Origin of the sequence: Mesorhizobium sp. B2-1-8 (assembly GCF_006442545.2) — a bacterium.
GTDB lineage: Bacteria > Pseudomonadota > Alphaproteobacteria > Rhizobiales > Rhizobiaceae > Mesorhizobium.
The window spans coordinates 675,356-693,076 of the sequence record NZ_CP083952.1 but is presented as its reverse complement, the minus strand read 5'-3'; the positions used below and the strand labels follow the sequence as shown (position 1 = coordinate 693,076).

At 64.2% G+C, this 17,721-nt stretch carries 19 protein-coding genes; 6 read left to right on the top strand and 13 right to left on the bottom strand.

The annotated features are described in order from the left end of the window. Positions 1-8 precede the first annotated feature (8 nt). Positions 9-926: a 3-keto-5-aminohexanoate cleavage protein gene (locus tag FJ970_RS03320; protein ID WP_140758834.1), complete on the bottom strand. Its 918-nt coding sequence runs from the start codon at positions 924-926 to the stop codon at positions 9-11. A 79-nt stretch (positions 927-1,005) separates the two neighbouring features. Here FJ970_RS03320 and FJ970_RS03315 point away from each other — a divergent pair, with 79 nt between their 5' ends. After that, positions 1,006-1,986 (top strand): GlxA family transcriptional regulator, encoded by a 981-nt coding sequence (locus FJ970_RS03315; protein ID WP_140758833.1) that lies wholly within the window; start codon positions 1,006-1,008, stop codon positions 1,984-1,986. Positions 1,987-2,148: 162 nt separating this feature from the next. Here FJ970_RS03315 and FJ970_RS03310 read toward each other — a convergent pair whose 3' ends face one another. Together FJ970_RS03310 and xylA are read right to left on the bottom strand one after the other, a co-directional pair. Next, a complete protein-coding gene (locus tag FJ970_RS03310) occupies positions 2,149-2,358 on the bottom strand; it encodes a hypothetical protein (protein ID WP_140758832.1) in 210 nt (69 codons plus the stop codon). Between the two features lie 208 nt (positions 2,359-2,566). Continuing rightward, positions 2,567-3,892, bottom strand: coding sequence for a xylose isomerase (gene xylA / locus FJ970_RS03305; protein WP_140758831.1), 1,326 nt, complete (start codon positions 3,890-3,892; stop codon positions 2,567-2,569). Positions 3,893-4,005: 113 nt separating this feature from the next. Here xylA and FJ970_RS03300 point away from each other — a divergent pair, with 113 nt between their 5' ends. Then, positions 4,006-4,368 (top strand): nuclear transport factor 2 family protein, encoded by a 363-nt coding sequence (locus tag FJ970_RS03300; RefSeq protein ID WP_140758830.1) that lies wholly within the window; start codon positions 4,006-4,008, stop codon positions 4,366-4,368. 197 nt (positions 4,369-4,565) lie between these two features. On the opposite strand, the gene xylB is transcribed toward FJ970_RS03300, so the two are convergent. The 3 genes from xylB to FJ970_RS03285 form a co-directional block, all read right to left on the bottom strand. After that, complete coding sequence (gene xylB / locus FJ970_RS03295; protein ID WP_140758828.1) at positions 4,566-6,020, bottom strand: xylulokinase; 1,455 nt, start codon at positions 6,018-6,020, stop codon at positions 4,566-4,568. A 79-nt stretch (positions 6,021-6,099) separates the two neighbouring features. After that, positions 6,100-7,425 (bottom strand): tetratricopeptide repeat protein, encoded by a 1,326-nt coding sequence (locus FJ970_RS03290; protein ID WP_140758827.1) that lies wholly within the window; start codon positions 7,423-7,425, stop codon positions 6,100-6,102. Positions 7,426-7,503: 78 nt separating this feature from the next. Further along, the gene (locus FJ970_RS03285) at positions 7,504-8,127 is read right to left on the bottom strand and encodes a LysE family translocator (protein WP_140758826.1); all 624 of its coding nucleotides are present in this window, start codon (positions 8,125-8,127) and stop codon (positions 7,504-7,506) included. 185 nt (positions 8,128-8,312) lie between these two features. Between FJ970_RS03285 and FJ970_RS03280 the strand changes: the two genes are divergently transcribed. The 4 genes from FJ970_RS03280 (at position 8,313) to FJ970_RS03265 (ending at position 12,969) form a co-directional block, all read left to right on the top strand. Continuing rightward, complete coding sequence (locus FJ970_RS03280; RefSeq protein WP_140758825.1) at positions 8,313-9,080, top strand: L,D-transpeptidase; 768 nt, start codon at positions 8,313-8,315, stop codon at positions 9,078-9,080. 212 nt (positions 9,081-9,292) lie between these two features. Then, a complete protein-coding gene (locus tag FJ970_RS03275) occupies positions 9,293-10,459 on the top strand; it encodes a diphosphate--fructose-6-phosphate 1-phosphotransferase (protein ID WP_140758824.1) in 1,167 nt (388 codons plus the stop codon). Positions 10,460-10,557: 98 nt separating this feature from the next. Continuing rightward, complete coding sequence (locus FJ970_RS03270) at positions 10,558-11,232, top strand: MBL fold metallo-hydrolase (RefSeq protein WP_181178603.1); 675 nt, start codon at positions 10,558-10,560, stop codon at positions 11,230-11,232. 189 nt (positions 11,233-11,421) lie between these two features. Beyond that, positions 11,422-12,969: a DegQ family serine endoprotease gene (locus FJ970_RS03265; protein WP_140758822.1), complete on the top strand. Its 1,548-nt coding sequence runs from the start codon at positions 11,422-11,424 to the stop codon at positions 12,967-12,969. 55 nt (positions 12,970-13,024) lie between these two features. Here FJ970_RS03265 and coaA read toward each other — a convergent pair whose 3' ends face one another. From coaA to hisH, 7 genes are all read right to left on the bottom strand, one after another. Further along, positions 13,025-13,984: a type I pantothenate kinase gene (gene coaA / locus FJ970_RS03260; RefSeq protein ID WP_140758821.1), complete on the bottom strand. Its 960-nt coding sequence runs from the start codon at positions 13,982-13,984 to the stop codon at positions 13,025-13,027. Positions 13,985-14,008: 24 nt separating this feature from the next. Then, positions 14,009-14,332 (bottom strand): phosphoribosyl-ATP diphosphatase, encoded by a 324-nt coding sequence (locus tag FJ970_RS03255; RefSeq protein WP_140758820.1) that lies wholly within the window; start codon positions 14,330-14,332, stop codon positions 14,009-14,011. A 64-nt stretch (positions 14,333-14,396) separates the two neighbouring features. Further along, the gene (hisF, locus tag FJ970_RS03250) at positions 14,397-15,191 is read right to left on the bottom strand and encodes an imidazole glycerol phosphate synthase subunit HisF (protein WP_181178601.1); all 795 of its coding nucleotides are present in this window, start codon (positions 15,189-15,191) and stop codon (positions 14,397-14,399) included. Next, positions 15,188-16,024: an arginase family protein gene (locus tag FJ970_RS03245; RefSeq protein WP_140758818.1), complete on the bottom strand. Its 837-nt coding sequence runs from the start codon at positions 16,022-16,024 to the stop codon at positions 15,188-15,190. Before FJ970_RS03245 ends, hisF begins: the two co-directional genes overlap by 4 nt. Further along, complete coding sequence (gene hisA / locus FJ970_RS03240) at positions 16,021-16,770, bottom strand: 1-(5-phosphoribosyl)-5-[(5-phosphoribosylamino)methylideneamino]imidazole-4-carboxamide isomerase (protein WP_140758817.1); 750 nt, start codon at positions 16,768-16,770, stop codon at positions 16,021-16,023. Before hisA ends, FJ970_RS03245 begins: the two co-directional genes overlap by 4 nt. Positions 16,771-16,774: 4 nt before the next feature. Beyond that, on the bottom strand, positions 16,775-17,065 hold the full coding sequence (locus FJ970_RS03235; protein ID WP_140758816.1) for a DUF1330 domain-containing protein: 291 nt from the start codon (positions 17,063-17,065) through the stop codon (positions 16,775-16,777). Between the two features lie 5 nt (positions 17,066-17,070). Beyond that, positions 17,071-17,721, bottom strand: a complete 651-nt coding sequence (hisH, locus tag FJ970_RS03230) for an imidazole glycerol phosphate synthase subunit HisH (RefSeq protein WP_140758815.1) — start codon at positions 17,719-17,721, stop codon at positions 17,071-17,073.

Here is a 17,721-nt window from a genome sequence, read left to right as displayed (position 1 = left end):
CGAATAATTTATGCCGTTATCGGCGCTCGCTTGGTCAGGTTGAGCTTTTTGCGCACTTCTTCCGGTCCCAAAATCCTGGCGCCGAGATTGGTGACGATGGAGGCGGCGCGCTCGACCAGCTGCGCATTGGTCGCCAGCACGCCCTTGTCGAGCCACAGATTGTCTTCGAGGCCGACGCGGACATTGCCGCCGGCGAGCACCGCCGCCGCTACATAGGCCATCTGGTTGCGGCCGATCGCGAAAGCCGACCAGTTCCATGCCGACGGCACGTTGTTGACCATCGCCATGAAGGTGTTGAGGTCGTCGGGCGCACCCCATGGCACGCCCATGCAAAGCTGCACCAGCGCGTCGGGGTTCAGCACCTTTTCCTCGACCAGCTGCTTGGCGAACCAGAGATGCCCGGTGTCGAAGGCTTCGATCTCGGGCTTGACGCCGAGCGCCGTCATCATGCCGCCCATCGCGCGCAGCATGCCGGGCGTGTTGGTCATGACATAGTCGGCCTCGGCGAAATTCATGGTGCCGCAGTCGAGCGTGCAGATTTCCGGCAGGCACTGGCGCACATGCTCCATGCGGTTGGTGGCGCCGCCCATGTCGGTGCCTTTTTCGTTGAGCGGCAGCGGCGCTTCCGGCGAGCCGAACACCATGTCGCCGCCCATGCCGGCGGTGAGGTTCAGGATGACGTCGACGTCCGCCGCGCGGATACGCTCGGTCACCTCGCGGTAGAGATGCACGTCGCGCCTGGGCTTGCCGGTTTCGGGGTCGCGCACATGGCAATGGACGATTGCAGCACCCGCCTTGGCCGCGTCGATCGCCGAATCGGCGATCTGCTTGGGCGAGCGCGGCACATGCGGGGAGCGGTCCTGCGAGCCGCCGGATCCGGTCACGGCACAGGTAATGAAAACCTCACGGTTCATCGCGAGCGGCATGGAATTTTCCTCCCAATCAAACAGAGAGCGTAGCATTGCGCGACTTGCCGGAGACTGCTTTGCGCTTTACGAAGACGGCATGATAAAAAACGAAAAAACGACAATCTTTCGAGCCGAGCAGTCGCCGCTCAAGGTTACGCTACTGGTATTTTCCGGAGCGTCCATCATGTGCGTGGCATGCGCCGTCGATCCGTTGCGTGCCGCCAACCGTATCGCCGGTGAAACCCTGTTCGACTTCAAACTGGTTTCGGTGACCGGTGAGGCGCCGGTCACAACATGCGGCTTGCCCGTGGCGGTCAGCGGCCGGTTCGATGCGACGGAACCAACCGATGTCCTTGTCGTGGTCGCGGGCTTCGGTACGCAGAACTATGCCACGTCAGCCTTGCTTGCCGGCCTGCGCCGCGCGGCCCGGTCGGCCCGCGCCTGCGGCGGCGTCGAGGCAGGCACGTGGCTGGTGGCGCGTGCAGGCTTGCTGGAAGGACGCAGCGCCACCACCCATTGGGAGGACATGGAGGATTTTTCGTCCGCCTTTCCAGGCGTCGACGTGCGCCCCGATCGATACATCATCGATGGGCCGGTGTTCACCACGGGCGGTGCGTCGCCGACCCTGGACCTGATGTTGCATCTGATCCGCACCCGGCTCGGCATGGCGGTGGCGCTGGATGTGGCAAGTGCGTTCATCTACGATCAGGCGCGCGTGGCGACCGATGCACAGCCGCTGGTCTCGCTTGGCCGGCTCGATGGCTATGATCCGCGCCTGGCACAAGCCATCCGGCTGATGGAAGCGCATGTCGACCAGCCGCTGACCATAGAGGCCATTGCAAAACGTGCAGGCGTGACGGCGCGGACGCTGGAAAGCATCTTTCGCAAGTCGATCGGCGAGACGCCGGGCGCCTACTATCTCAGGCTGCGCCTGGGTGCCGCGCGCCGGCTCGTGGTCGACACGCGGATCGCCATGGCGGATATCGCCGGTCGGACGGGGTTCTCGTCTGCCGCGGCCTTTTCCAGGGCGTTTTCAAGAGCTTTTGGCGAAGCCCCTGTCAGGCTTCGCCGGGGTTAATGCATGTCGCCCGGAAGTGTCCTCGGTTCCGGGATAACGACATGCATAAAATCAGAAACTTACAGCAGGTCGGGCGAATCCTATTCGCCGCGACATGCTGTAGTGCAGGTCGCCCAAAAGCGTGCAGCGGTTTTGGGGCAACGACATGCACGGATAGAGGATTTATGCCGCATTCTGATGGTCGCTGCCGCCATCGATCTGCGAGCGCATCTGCCGCGCGAGATGGGTCTCGAAGCGGCTGGCAACGGCGCGATCCCATTCATTGGTGCTGCGTGCGCCCTGCTTTGGATGCGGCATTGCCATCAGCCGGTCGATGATCGATCCGGCCTCGCCAGGTGAGAGCAGGGCGTCGATTTCACGTTCGTTCTGCATATCGGTTCGCCTCCTTCTTCCTCTCCCGCCACGAGCGATATCTATACGAGATTCGTGACGGCAGTTTGAAGGCAAGAGCGAGGTCATTGAGAGGCGCTGGGGGCAAAACCTTGTCGTCGGTTTCAGCATGGCGCGCAAAAGGTTTCCGCGCGCCAAGCTTTTTCGTATCACATGGCCGCCGGTCTGGATTGCCGGCGGCCAAACAGCGTCAGACGTAGCGGTTGACGATGTTTTCGAGCAGTTCCTGACGGCCGGAGCGCGGCTGCGGTTCGATCTTCTTTTTCACCACGCGCTCAGCGATCTCTTCCAGCGTCCGCTTGCCCGAGAGCATCGCCTTGGCCTCGGTGCCGTTCCAGCCGGCATAGCGCTCGGCGAGCGGACCCGACAGCGCCTTGTCCTCGACCATGCGGGCTGCCGCCTTCAGGCCGCGCGCACAAGAATCCATGCCGCCGATATGACCGATCAGTAGGTCCTGCGGGTCGAGCGACTGGCGGCGCAGCTTGGCGTCGAAATTGGTGCCGCCGGTCTTGAAGCCGCCGGCCTGGAGGACCTGGTAATAGGCGAGCGCCATCTCCGGCACGTTGTTGGGGAACTGATCGGTGTCCCAGCCCGACTGGTAATCGTTGCGGTTCATGTCGATCGAGCCGAAGACGCCGAGCGCATTGGCCAGCGCCAGTTCGTGCTCGAAGGAATGGCCGGCCAGGATGGCATGGCCTTGCTCGATGTTGAGCTTGACCTCCTTCTCCAGGCCGAAGCGCTTGAGAAAGCCGTAGACGGTCGCGACATCATAGTCATACTGGTGTTTTGTCGGCTCCTGCGGCTTCGGCTCGATCAGGATCGTGCCCTTGAAGCCGATCTTGTGCTTGTATTCGACGACGAGGTTCAGGAAACGGCCGGCCTGTTCCTGCTCGCGGGCAAGGTCGGTGTTGAGCAGCGTCTCATAGCCCTCGCGCCCGCCCCACAGCACGTAGTTCTCGCCCTTCAGCCGCTTGGTTACGTCGATGCAGCTCTTCACCGTCGCCGCGGCGTAGGCGAACACATCCGGATCGGGATTGGTCGCGGCACCCGACATGAAACGGCGGTTGGAAAACAGGTTCGCCGTACCCCAGAGAAGCTTGACCCCGGTCTGCTTCATCTTTCCGGCGAAATAATCGGCGATTTCATCGAGACGGGCCGCGCTTTCGGAAAAATCCTTGCCCTCGGGCCGCACATCGGCGTCGTGGAAGCAGAAATAAGGCGCACCGAGCAGCGAGAACATCTCGAAGGCGACGTCTGCTTTCAGTTTCGCCAGTTCCATCGTGTCGACGTCACCGGCCTTGGGGAACCAGGGACGGTCGAAGGTCTGGCCGCCGAACGGGTCGCCGCCCGGCCATGCGAAGGAATGCCAGTAGGCGACGGCAAAGCGCAGATGGTCTTCCAGCCGCTTGCCGGCCACCACTTCATCGGGATTGTAGAAACGATAGGCCAGCGGATTGGTCGAATCCGGTCCCTCATATTTGATCTTCTGGATGTCGCCGAAAAAGCCGCTGCTCATGGTTCTCTTCCTCTCCAAGATAGTTTTGCCTGATTACCTCAGGCGTAATTGGTTTCACGTCGGCGCTGGTCGAAAACGGTCATGTCAAAACCGTCAAATGAAGGAGACAGATCATGACCGACCTCGACACGATCGCCCAGAACTACATCACCGCCTGGAACGAAGCCGATGCCGACCGCCGGGCAGCCCTGCTCGAGGCTGTCTTCACCGAAGACGTCAGCTATCGCGATCCGCTCATGCAGGGCGACGGCCATGATGGCGTCGCGGCGCTGATCGACGGCGTGCAGCAGCGCTTTGCCGGCTTCCGCTTCTCGCTGAAGGGCACGCCGGACGGCTTTGCCGACAAAATCCGCTTCTCCTGGAACCTCGGCCCCGAGGACACGCCTTCCGTCATCGAAGGCACCGATATCGGCGTCATCGAGAACGGCCGCCTGAAGAGCGTCACCGGCTTCCTGGACAAGGTGCCGGCGCAGTGAGGCTAACTTAGGAAGGGGGGTGCGAGGCGCCCCCCTCTGGCCTGCCGGCCATCTCCCCCTCAAGGGGGGAGATTGGCTGGCTTTTCTGCCTTCGCCATTCACCGACCTTACAGGACCCGCACAGCCGCCGAGGCTGGTGATCTCCCCCCTAGAGGGGGAGATGCCCGGCAGGGCAGAGGGGGGCGCCTGGCGCCTGCTCACGCGGTTACTGCTTTGATCGCCGGGTAAAGTGCCCGGTAGCGGTGATAGGCATCGGCATAGGCGCCGCCGAGTGCCGAATCCGGTTCGATCGTGGCGTCGGTCTTCGGCGCCGTGCAGACGCTGAGCGGATCGGCGCCCGTCGCGGCGATCAGGCCGAGCCGGGCGGCACCGAAGGCGGCGCCGAAATCGCCGTCGGCGGGGATGTCGACGGGCAGTTGCAGCGCGGTGGCGATCGCCTTCAGCCAGTAGCGCGAGCGCGAGCCGCCGCCGATCGCGGTCACGCGCGTCAAGGTCGTGCCGGCCGTCTTCAACGCCTCCAAGCTGTCGCGGAAGGCGAACGCGACGCCCTCGAGCACGGCCTGGGTCAGTACGGCGCGGCTCGATTCATGCGCGAGGCCGGTGAAGGAACCGCGAATGGCGGAATCATTGTGCGGCGTGCGCTCGCCCGAGAGATAGGGCAGAAAGGACACGCCGGTCGGCGCTTTCAGGGAATCGCCGAGTTCCGATGTCAGTTCGCCTGCGCCCTTGCCCGTGATCTCCGACAGCCAGTTGAGCGAATCGGTCGCCGACAGGATGACGCCCATCTGGTGCCAGGTGTTGGGCAGCGCATGGCAGAAGGTGTGCACCGCGCTTGCCGGGTTCGGCAGATAGGACGCGTTGGCGGCAAACAGCACGCCCGACGTGCCGAGCGAAACAAAGGCGTGGCCGGCGCCGACTGTGCCCATGCCGCAGGCGGAAGCCGCATTGTCGCCCGCGCCGCCAGCCACCGGAATGCCAGCTTCGACGCCCCATTTCGATGCGAGTTCGGCGCGCAACGCGCCAGCCTTTGCAGTACCTTCGACCAGCGCTGGCATATGGTTCTCGTCAAGCGATGTCGCGGCGAGCAGGTCCGCGGACCAGCGGCGCTTGCCGACGTCGAGCCAGGACGTGCCGGCCGAGTCGGACATTTCCGAAATATGTTCGCCGGTCAGCCAAAGCCGGAGGAAATCCTTCGGCAAAAGCACTTTCGCCACCTTGGCGAAGACAGCGGGCTCGTTGTTCTTGACCCAGGCGAGCTTGGGCGCGGTGAAGCCCGGAAAGACGATGTTGCCCGTGAGCGTGCGGAAGCGCGGATCGGCGTCGAGCGCGGCCGCCTCGACGTGGCTGCGCGTGTCGTTCCACAGAATGCAGGGGCGCAGCACATGATCGGCCGCATCGAGCAAGGTCGCGCCATGCATCTGGCCGGACAGGCCGATGCCCTTCACCGCCGCGAATTGCCCGGGATGCGACGCCTTCAGTTCGGCGATCGCCTCCTCGCAGGCGCGTATCCAGTGCAGGGGATCCTGCTCGGACCAGCCGGGATGCGGCCGAGAAACATCGAGTGTACCATGGCCGGAGCCGATGACGCCCTGTCCGGCATCGATCAGCAGCGCCTTGACGCCCGATGTGCCCAGGTCGAGGCCGAGATACATGGCTTCCTCCCACGTTCTTATTTTTTTCGGATCCCGAAAAATATGGTTGAGCAGTTTTTAAGGCAAGATCCGCTCCGGGTCAATTCTCTGACAAATCGGCGGCGCGTCGAGAAAACAGCGCCGACAGCGGACTGTCCGGGCGTGCCGTCGCGCGCTCCGTCGTCAGTGCCTGGGCAAGCGCGGCGTCGCCGGCGCGCAGGGCGGCCTCGATCAGCGTGAGATCGAGGACGTCGCGCTGCGCGTGGCTGCCACCAAAGCGATGGGCGATGGCCCGGATCGGACCGATCAGTCGGATGGCTTCGGCGTAGTCGCCCTCTCCGAACGCCTTGATCGCAAGCGTCAGGGGATGGCCGACATCCCTGGTGAAGCCGGCGTTGTCGTCATTGCCCCGCATCGCCTCGTGCTGGGTGGCGAGCAAGGTCCGGGCCGGGGCGTCGAGCCCGGCGCCGACGAAGGCCATCATCGCATGGGCGTCGTTGAAGGCGTAATTGCCGGAGGCGGCCTTGGGCACCCAATTGGCGGCCAGCGCCACCCAGCGGTCGCCGACATCGATCCCACCGAGATGGAGCCGCCACAGGATCGCCGATGCATCGACCATGTTGAGCGCCAGCGTCGATCTGTTGCCGTAGATCGGCCCGTCATAGAGCGCCAGCACCTCTGCGGTCTCGCCGAGGTCGTAGTGGAACAGCGCCAGGTGCCACCAATTGTGCACTTGGAGGAAGCTCTCCTTCGTCCAGGCTTCGGGATCGGAACGCATCCAGGCAATGCCATCCCTTTGCCGGCTTTGCATCTCCATCACATGCGCGACTGCATGTTGCGCCCAGCCGTCGCGCGGTTCGATCTCGACCGCTGAGCGACCCAGTCTTTCGGCCTGCGCATACTCACCCATCTCTTCGAGCCCGAAGGCCTGCATGCCGAGGATGGCGTGGTAACCCGGCATGTCCGTCTGCCATGATGGCAGGGCGCGGGCGATGCGGTCGCGCAGCATGCGGGCGTTGCCGGTAAAGAAATCGACCTGGTGTCCGACCTGGAGCGCCACGGCATCGAGGGGGAAATCGATCGCTATGTCCCGCAGGATATCGGAGGTCTGATGCCAGCGGCCGTTGGCGAGGTGGCCGAGGGCCGAGACATGCGCCCGCTCGCGCGGTGTCGCGGCAAGCGGCAGCGCCGCCTCGTGGCAGGCCCTGGCCACGGCCGTCGCCTCCGGTTCGGTAGCAAGGCCGAAGAGGTAGCCCTTGAAGACATGCGCCATGACGAAACCGGGGTCCTGCGCGATGGCGCGATCGACGGAGTTGACCGGGTCGCCGATGAAACACTGCAATTCATGCACAGCTCGGCCGTAGGAAGAGAGCCCGCCCTGTGTCGCGCCTGACAATGACAGGCCGAAGTCGTCCTTGATCATCATGCCTCGTCCCTGGATCGCCGCACCGGCGCCGATCCTAGAGCATCAACTGCTGGGGCGCCAAGCGACCAGAGAACCGGGCTAGTTGCCCGACCGCATCGCCACAGTGGCGATGCCGGCGCCGACCAGCAGCGTGCCGCCGGTGCGGTTGAAGATACGGATCGCCCTGGGATTGCGCACCACATTGCGGGCGCGTGCCGCGATCAGCGCATAGCCGAAGGCATTGGCGAAGGCGAGCGCCAGGAAGGTCGTCTCGAAAACCAGCATCTGCGTCCAGAAATTCGCATGCCGGTCTAGAAACTGCGGCAGGAAGGCGACGAAGAAGGTGATGCTCTTCGGGTTGAGCGCGGTGACCAGCCAGGCATGCGCCATCATCCTGGCCGACGACACCGCGTCGGTGCGTGGTTCGGCCTTCAGCGTGCCGCCGGCGCGGAACAGTTTCACGCCGAGATAGATCAGATAACCGGCGCCGATCAGCTTGAGCACGGTGAAGACACCAGCGGAAGCCGCCAGCAGCGCGCCGATACCCAGCATCGACAGCGTCATGGCGGTGAAGTCGCCCAGTGCCACGCCGACGGCCATCGGCAAGGCGGTGCGCCAGCCCTGGCCCAGCGCATAGGACACGACCAGAAGGATGGTCGGGCCCGGGATGACAAGAAGGACGGTCGACGCTGCAGCGAAGGCGGCCCAGTTTTCGAAGGACATGCTCGTCTCCTTTGAGCTCAAAGAAGAGGATAAATCCTTGGGTCCCGAAGAATGTAAAGGGCCGAATCTTTGTTTTTGCAAACGCAAGCAGCACAAGGCATTCACGCTTTATCAACCATGAATGATGAAAATACCTGCTATCCGGCCGGACCGTGCTTCCCGCCGAAAGCGTAGGGTTTGGGTATATGGGTGAGTTGCCGCAAGGTCCGACGCCGCCGCGAAACGGCGACGCAATCGAAACCGATCTTCTTCTCTCCCGCCGCGCCGTCCTGTCCGGGGCGGGCGCTTTGGCGCTGCTCGGCGTCGCCGGCTGCTCGACTTCCGGTGGTGGCGACCTGCCGGCACTCCAGCTCGACGATACGGTCACCGGTTCGGTGCCGATCCGGCCTTCGATCAGCGTCGACAAGAACATCACCAGCCCTGACGTCATGTACGCCTCCTTGACCGACAACGGCTTCAACGTGCCCGAGGTGCCCTATCTCAAGGTGAAGCCCGAATTCCGCCGCCAGATCGTCGTCGACACCACTGGCGAGGCGCCCGGCACCATCGTCGTGCATCTCAAGGAACGCATGCTCTATCTCGTCCAGCCGGGTGGCGACGCCATCCGCTACGGCGTCGGCATAGGCAAGGACGGGTTCCGCTGGTCCGGCCGCGCCAACATCCAGTACGGCCGGGAATGGCCGACCTGGACGCCGCCGCCCGAAATGATCCAGCGCAAGCCCGAACTGGTGAAGTGGCAGGGCGGCCAGCCCGGCGGCCTGACCAATCCGCTCGGCGCCCGGGCGCTCTACATCTACCAGGATGGCAAGGACACCGGCTACCGCATCCACGGCTCGCCCGAATGGTGGAGCATCGGCCAGGCGATGTCGTCGGGCTGCGTGCGCCTGATCAACCAGGACATCATCGATCTCTACAGCCGGGTATCGAAGAAAAACCCCGTCGTCGTCATGTGATCGTGGCCGCGATTTGCGGCCGTCAGACTCTTCCGTTGCGCGAGGCGACAAGACAGGCCAAGGTGCCTTGAAAACCATCGCCTAGAGCCGGATGATTTCAGGCCCGTTCGACCTGAAATCTGAATCCGTCTCTAAATCAAAGAAGTAGAGCATGATGTCGTCCGAAAACCGCTTCACACTTTTCGGCATCATGCTCTAGGGAGACGTCAGGAATGGCCGGAACTTTTGTTATCGCGCAGGGCGGCGGCCCGACCGCCGTCATCAACCAGACGGTGGTGGGCGCCACGCTGGAGATTCGCAAGCGGCATCCCGGCGCCAAGGTGCTGGGCTCCATCCACGGCGTGCGCGGCATCCGTGACGGCAACTATGTCGACCTTTCCGCCATCCCCGAGGACCGGCTGCGGCTGATCGCCGGAACGCCGAGCGCCGCACTCGGCTCGACGCGCGACAAGCCGGATGCCGCCTATTGCGAGGTCATCCTGAAGGGCCTGCAAAAAGCGGGCGCCGACGCCTTCATCTATATCGGCGGCAACGACACCTCTGGCACCCAGCAAATCCTAACCGACGCCGCCGGCGGCAAGATCGCCTTTGTCCATGCGCCGAAAACCATCGACAACGATCTCGAGGAAAACGACCACACGCCGGGCTTCATTTCGGCGGCCGAATTCGTCGCCGGCGCCTTCCTGTCCGTCGATCTCGATTTTCGCGCGCTGCCCGGCATCTATGTCGGCATCGTCATGGGCCGGCATGCCGGCTTCCTGACCGCGGCGGCGGCGGCCTGGCAGCTCGACCCCGACAGCGGCCCGCATCTCGTCTACGTTCCGGAGCGGCCGTTCTCCGCCGCCGGTTTCATCGACGACGTACGCGCCACGCTCGACCGTCACAAGCGCTGCATCGTCGCCGTGTCGGAAGGCGTCAGCACCGCCGATGGCAAGGCGCTGGTCGAAAGCCTGGTGCCGGCGGAGAAGCTCGAACGCGACCAGCACGGCAACGTCAAACTGTCGGGCAGCGACCTGCCGGCGGCGCTCGAACGGGCATTGGCCGAAGGGCTCCCGGGCAAGCGGGCCCGCGTCGACGCACTCGGCTACATGCCGCGCGGCTATGTCGGTGCCATCAGCGCGGTCGACGCGCAGGAGGCCTTCGATGCCGGCGCCTTCGCCGTCGGCGTTGCCGAACAGGGCGGCGGCTCGGTGGCGCTGCAGTATGATGGCAGCAAGATAGTGCTGAAGAAGGTTCCGCTGAAGAACGTCGCCGGCAAGACCCGACACATGCCCGACGATTTCATGAAACCCGACGTCAACCAGCTGTCCGATGCCGGCATGGCCTATCTCGAGCGGCTCGTGCCGGAAAAATACAAGGTCGGAAAGCCGTTCGTCTGATGCCCCGGCTCATACCTGCCGCCGGGCCTGCAAATTATCCGGATTCTCACGTGAACTCGGGCTGGTTCAGCAAGCGCATCGTCGACGACAGGACGACGATGCTGACCGAACCGTTTGTGCACGACTATGTTCGCGCCAACATCTGGCATCTGACCGGCCGCGACGCCGACCTTCTGGTCGATACCGGCATGGGCATCTGTCCGCTGGCGCCGCAGATAAAGACGCCCGAAGGCAAGCCGCTTCTGGTCGTCGCCACCCATATCCACCTCGATCATGTCGGCTCGCTGCACGAATTTCCGCTGCGGGCCGGGCCAAGGATGAGTGCCGCGCAGTTCGAGAGCATGGATGAGGCCGCGACCTACGCCTATATGTTCCACGATCTCGAGGGCGCGGTCTCGAGATTGCCGGCGCCGGGCTGGAAATCGGCCGACTATACGATAGCGCCGGCGCCGTTGACGCGCACGCTCGACGAAGGCGACGTGGTCGATCTCGGCGACCGCCGGTTTCGGGTGCTGCACCTGCCCGGGCACTCGCCGGATTCGATCGCGCTTTTCGACGAGGCCGACGGCCTGTTCTTCAGCGGCGACGCCATCTATGACGACACGCTGATCGACGATTTGCCGGATTCCGACCGGGCCGCCTATGCCGGCACGATGCGGCGCCTGCTCGAGCTGCCGATCCGCATCGGCCATGGTGGCCACGGCCCGAGTTTCGACGGCAAGCGCATGCGTGAAATCGCGTCGGCCTATCTGCGATCCGTAAGCGCGCTCTGAATTAAATCTTCGTAAGGTCGGGCAAAACCCCTAAATTGGGCAGATCGGCGCCCTAGATAGTTTGTTGTCGATCCGGCCGGCCGCCATGTACGGCGAGACAGGCCACCCCGGCTGTCGACACGCTGACGGGTGCTTTCTCCCAGGAGCCGCCCGCGGCGCCGGATCAACCCTCGCCCGGACAGAACGACCATGTCACCCTTTGGTATTCTTCGTAGGCATCGCGTCGCCGCCCTGCTGGGCGCCGCGCTGTTAATCTCTCCTGTCGTCGTCTCATTCGCCCAAAATACCGGCAATGCCGGCCTGAGCAAAGTCGTTGCGACGACACAGACCCCAGTCGCCGGAACAACGGCCCCGAACGGATCGTTCGCGCCAGTCGTGGCTGCGACCAAGCCCGCGGTCGTCACCGTCACGACGGTCATGAAGGCGCAGCCGCGAATCATGAGCGAAGGTTCACCCTTCGGCGGCAATTCGCCCTTCGACGACTATTTCCGCCAGTTTTTCGGCGATCAGGGCATGCCCGCTCCCAAGACGCCTCCGCAGCAACAGGGGCCGCGCGCCGAGGCGCTCGGCTCGGGCTTCATCGTCAGTGCCGACGGCACCATCGTCACCAACAACCACGTCGTCGACGGCGCCTCCTCGATAAAGGTCACGCTCGACGATGGCACGGAGCTTCCGGCCACGCTGGTCGGTCACGATGCCAAGAACGACCTCGCCGTGCTGAAGATTAAGGCCGGCAAGTCGTTGCCGACCGTGAAATGGGGCGACTCCGACAAGCTCATGACAGGTGACCAGGTGCTGGCGATCGGCAATCCGTTCGGCATAGGCACCACGGTAACGGCCGGCATCGTCTCGGCGCGTGGCCGCGACTTGCATAGCGGGCCCTTCGACGATTTCATCCAGATCGACGCGCCGATCAATCACGGCAATTCCGGCGGACCGCTGGTGGACGTCAATGGGAATGTCGTCGGCATCAACACGGCGATCTATTCCCCTAACGGCGGCAGCGTCGGTGTCGGCTTCGCCATTCCGTCCGACCAGGCCCAGAAGGTGGTCGCCAAGCTGATGAAGGGCGGCAACATCGAATACGGCTATCTCGGCGTCGAGATCCAGCCGGTGACCCCGGATGTGGCAAGCGCCATGGGGCTCGACCATCCCGGCGGTGCCTTGGTCTCGCAGGTCAATGACGGGTCGCCTGCGGCCAAGGCCGGCGTCGAAACCGGCGACGTCATCACCGGCTTCGCCGGGCAGGACGTCAAGGATCCCAAGGATCTGTCGCGGTCTGTGGCCGACGTCGCGCCGGGTGCCAAGGAGACACTGGATGTCTGGCGCAAGGGCAAGGCCATGCAGATCTCGGTGGAGGTCGGGCGCAACGGTGAAGATGTGAAGACGGCATCGACTGGCAATTCCAGCGCGCCGGGCACCGGGCAGGGTTCCCGCGCGCCGGGCATCGGCCTCGGCCTGATGGACATTACGTCCGACATCCGCCAGCAGATGAACCTCCCCGAGACCGAGCACGGCGCCGTGGTTGCCAGCGTCAATCCCGACAAACCGGCAGCGGCTGCCGGCATCCAGCCGGGAGATGTCATCGTCGCCGTCAACCAGGCCCCGGTGAAGAGCGCGAAGCAGGTGACCCAAGCGATTGCCCAAGCCGGCAAATCCGGACGCAAGTCAGTGCTGCTTCTGGTGGAGCGTGGCGACACGCAGATCTATGTCGCCGTCCCGTTCGCCAATGGCTGACAGGTAACACCTGCATGGCGGGCTTGGATGAGTCCTCCGTGCGGGGTTCTATCAGCTATAACTTGCGCAGCGCCACTTCCTCGACCAGGTGGTCGGCGCCCTTGCGCAGGATCAAGTCGGCGCGGGCGCGCGTCGGCAGGATGTTTTCGCGCAGGTTCTTCAGGTTGATGTTGGTCCACAGGCCCTCGGCGATTGCCTTGGCCGCATCCTCCGACAGCTGCGAATAGCGGTGGAAGAAGGAGTCCGGATTGCGGAAGGCGGTCTCGCGCAGCCGCATGAAGCGGGAAATATACCAGTTGTGGATCAGCTTCTCGTCGGCATCGATATAGATGGCGAAGTCGAAGAAGTCCGACAGGAAGGGCACGATCTTGCCGTCCTGCGGCAGCTTGCCCGGCTGCAGCACGTTGATGCCTTCGAAGATCAGGATGTCGGGCCGGTCGATGGTGACGAATTCGCCGGGGATGACGTCATAGGTGAGATGCGAATAGACCGGCGCGCGGACATCGGGCAACGCCGACTTGATGCCCGACAGGAAACGCAGCAGCGCGCCGACATCGTAGCTGTCGGGGAAACCCTTGCGCTCCATCAGGTTTTCGCGGCGCAGCACCTCGTTGGGCAGCAGGAAGCCGTCCGTGGTGATGAGGTCGACCTTGGGGCTCGACGGCCATCGCGCCAGCAATTCCTTCAGCACGCGCGCCGTGGTCGATTTGCCGACCGCGACCGAACCGGCGATGCCGATGATGAACGGCGTCTTGACGACATCGACGGCATTGAAAAAGGCCTGGCGCTGCCGGAACAGAAGCTGGCTTGCCTCGACATGCGCCGACAAAAGCCGCGATAGCGACAGATAGATTCGCTTGACCTCTTCGAGGTCGACCGGGTCGTTGAGCGACCGCAGGCGGCGGAACTCGTCCTCGGTCAGTGTCAGCGGCGTGTCGGCGCGGAATTGCGACCATTGCTCGGCCGAGAAGAAGCGAAACGGGGAATATTTCTCGGTTGGCGCGAGCTGATCCATCGAGATACCTGCCCTCCCTCCCGATCAGCCCTTGGGCCGTGACGCCTTCTCGGCGATGCCCGAACGCCCGGTGCGGCTTTCGAGTTCCTCGAGCACGTCGTTCAGCGGAACGCCTGCTATGCCGAGAACGACCAGCCAATGATATATAAGATCCGCACTTTCCGAAACGAGGCCCTGTTTGTCGCCCTTGACGGCGGCGATGACCGTCTCGACCGCCTCCTCGCCGAGCTTCTGCGCCGCCTTGTCCATGCCGCGCGCGAACAGTTTGGCCGTCCACGAGTCCGGATCGCCGGAATGGGCGCGGTCGCTGACGATTTTTTCCAGGTCGGAGAGCGAAAACTCGGCCATGCCAGTCTATCTTCTTGTTTAAGCCGGATCTTTTCCGAAAGTCGGTCCAAGGAACATGCTCTAGCTAGGACCTGTTGCCCAGCGAGTCCAGCCGCATCGGCAGGCCGGCCTCGGCCATATGCGCCTTGGCTTGCGCGATCGTGTAGGTGCCGAAATGGAAGATGGAGGCCGCCAGAACCGCGCCGGCATGGCCGTCACGAATGCCTTCGACTAGGTGGTCGAGCGTGCCGACGCCACCCGAGGCGATGACCGGCGCGCGCACCGCGTCCGATACCGCCCGGGTCAGCGCGATGTCGTAGCCGGCCTTGGTGCCGTCGCGGTCCATCGAGGTCAACAGGATCTCGCCGGCGCCGCGATCGACCATCCGGCGCGCGAATTCGACGGCATCGATGCCGGTCTTCTCGCGTCCGCCATGGGTGAAGATCTCCCAGCGGTCGGCCTCACCGGGGCCGGACACTTTCTTGGCATCGATGGCGACGACGATGCATTGGTTGCCGAACTTGTCGGCGGCTTCGGCGACGAAATCCGGGTTCTTCACCGCGGCCGTGTTGATCGACACCTTGTCGGCGCCGGCCAGCAGCAATTTCCTGATGTCTGCAACCTGGCGCACGCCGCCGCCGACGGTCAGCGGCATGAAACATTGTTCGGCGGTGCGGGCGATGACGTCGAAGATGGTCTCGCGATTGTCCGACGAAGCGGTGATGTCGAGAAAGCAGAGCTCGTCGGCGCCGGCGGCATCATAGGCCTTGGCTGCCTCCACCGGATCGCCGGCGTCGATGAGGTCGACGAAATTGACGCCCTTGACGACACGGCCGTCCTTGACGTCGAGGCAAGGGATGACGCGGGCTTTCAGCATCAGCGGCCCTCTATCGTGGCAAGCAGATCGTTGAGCAGCTGGCCGACCAGCGGCGGCACATCGGCCTGGGCATCGAAGGCCGGATCGTAAGCGGAAACGGAGATGCCGACGACCGGCACCGCAAGCGCCATGGCGCAGACCGCGTCGCGCAGCTGCTCCGGGTTCGGCCCGCCAGGGGTGACGTAGCGATTGGCCTGCAGCTCATTGGGATCATGCACGTCGAGATCGAGATGCATGTGCACGCTGTTGGCGCCGGCTGCCCTCAGTTTTTCCGTCGCTTGCGCCACGCCGGGACATTCCGTCCGGATGACCGGCAATGTTTCGAGAAGTTTCTCCTCCGCCGGATCGAGATCGCGGGCGTTGACGAGCACGCAGCGCGCGGGATCGATCGGCCTGAAGCCGGGAATGGCCGCCGCCATCGGGCGCCAGCACAGGCCGAGCACCGTCGACAGCGCCATGCCGTCGAGAAAGCCGTATACGGACGTCTCGGGCGTGTTGAGGTCGCCATGCTGGTCGGCCCAGATGATCGCATCGGCGCCTTCGCCGGCGACCGCGCCGGCACTGGTCAGGCAGTTTCCGGCCAGCACGATGGGAAACCGCCCCCTGTCGCGGGCGATGCGGACCTCGCCCGAGACGGCGTTGCAGACGGCAAAACCCGTGGCGATCTCGCGCTCCTGGTCGGTGCCGACCCTGCCGATATCCTCGACCGTGACGTCATGGCCGGCAAGGGTCAGGGCATCGACGAGCCCGCCCGATATCAGCGCGTCGGGCCCCTGGCCCATGCCGCCATGATAGTGGCCGCTGTCATAGGAGGCCAAGATGAGCGAGACCTTCACGACCGCGCCTCCGCCACCGGCCGGCCCTGCAGGATCGCCAGCGCCTCGGCGGGATCGATGCGGCCGTCATAGAGCGCGCGGCCCGAGATCGCGCCTTCGAGTTTTTGCGCGTCGGGCATGGTCATGCGCACGATGTCGGCGATCGAAGCAAGCCCGCCCGAGGCGATGACCGGGATCGACACGGCCTCGGCGAGGTCGATGGTGGCGTCCCAGTTGATGCCGGTCAGCACGCCGTCGCGGTCGATGTCGGTGTAGATGATGGCGGCGACGCCCGCACCTTCGAATTTCCTGGCCAGTTCGATGACGCCCAGGCTCGAGGCCTCGGCCCAGCCTTCGACCGCCACCTTGCCGCCCTTGGCGTCGATGCCGACGGCGACCTTGCCGGGAAACGCCTTGCAGGCCTGCCTGACCAGATCGGGATCGCGCACCGCCACCGTGCCGAGGATGACGCGGGCCAGTCCACGGTCGAGCCAATCCTCGATCTGCTCCAGCGTGCGGATGCCGCCGCCGAGCTGCACCGGGTTCTTCGTCGCCTTCAGGATGGCGCCGACCGCGGCGCTGTTGACGCTCTGGCCCTGGAAAGCGCCGTTGAGGTCGACGACATGCAGCCACTCGAAGCCCTGTTCTTCAAAGGCTTTGGCCTGTGCCGCCGGATCGTCATTGTAGATCGTGGCGGTCGCCATGTCGCCGTGCTTGAGGCGCACGCACTGGCCGTCCTTGAGGTCGATGGCTGGAAACAGGATCATATTTTCAGGCGCCTTCAACGATGACGAAATGACCCGATGAGGCGGCAAGCCGGAATTTGGAGGCATGCTGATATTCGGGCGAATGATAGCATTCGACCGCCTTGTCGAAAGACTCGAACTCGACCAGCACATGGCGGTTGCCGGTGGGCCCTTCCGGGTTTTCGTGGCGGCCGGCCCGCACGGCGAATTTCGCCCCATACTTCGCGAACGCCACGGCGTTCGCCTCGATGTACTGGTTGTACAGTTCGGGGTCGCGGACATCGACCATCGCCATCCAGTAGCCCTTCTTGCTCATGGTGTTCAGGGCCTCCAGCGCAGGAAATTGGTGATCAGCGCCAGGCCCAGCGCCTGGCTCTTCTCCGGATGGAACTGCGTGCCGGCGAGATTGTCGCGGGCGACGGTTGCCGTCACCGGGCCGCCATAGTCGGCGACCGCAACGACCTCGTCCGGCTTTTTCGCATCGAGATGGTAGGAGTGGACGAAATAGGCATGCAGGCCCGTCGCGCCGGTCGGAATGCCGGAAAACAGCGGGTGCCGACGCCTCAATTCGATCGTGTTCCAGCCGATCTGCGGGATCTTCAGCGCCGGATCGGAAGGCGTGATCTCCTTGACGTCGCCCGATATCCAGCCGAAGCCGTTGGTGACGGTCTTTTCGAGACCGCGCTCAGACATCAGCTGCATGCCGACGCAAATGCCCAGGAAAGGCCGGCCCTTGGCGATGGCGACGTCCTCGATCGCGTCCCACATGCCCTCGACGGCGCGCAGCCCGGCCGCGCAGTCGGCATAGGCACCGACGCCGGGCAGGACGATGCGGTCCGCGGTGCGCACGCGGTCGGCGTCGGCCGTCAGGTCGATCTCGGCCGCGATGCCGGCTTCACGCGCGGCGCGCTCGAAAGCCTTGGTGGCCGAGCGCAGATTGCCCGAACCGTAATCGATGATCGCAACCCGCAT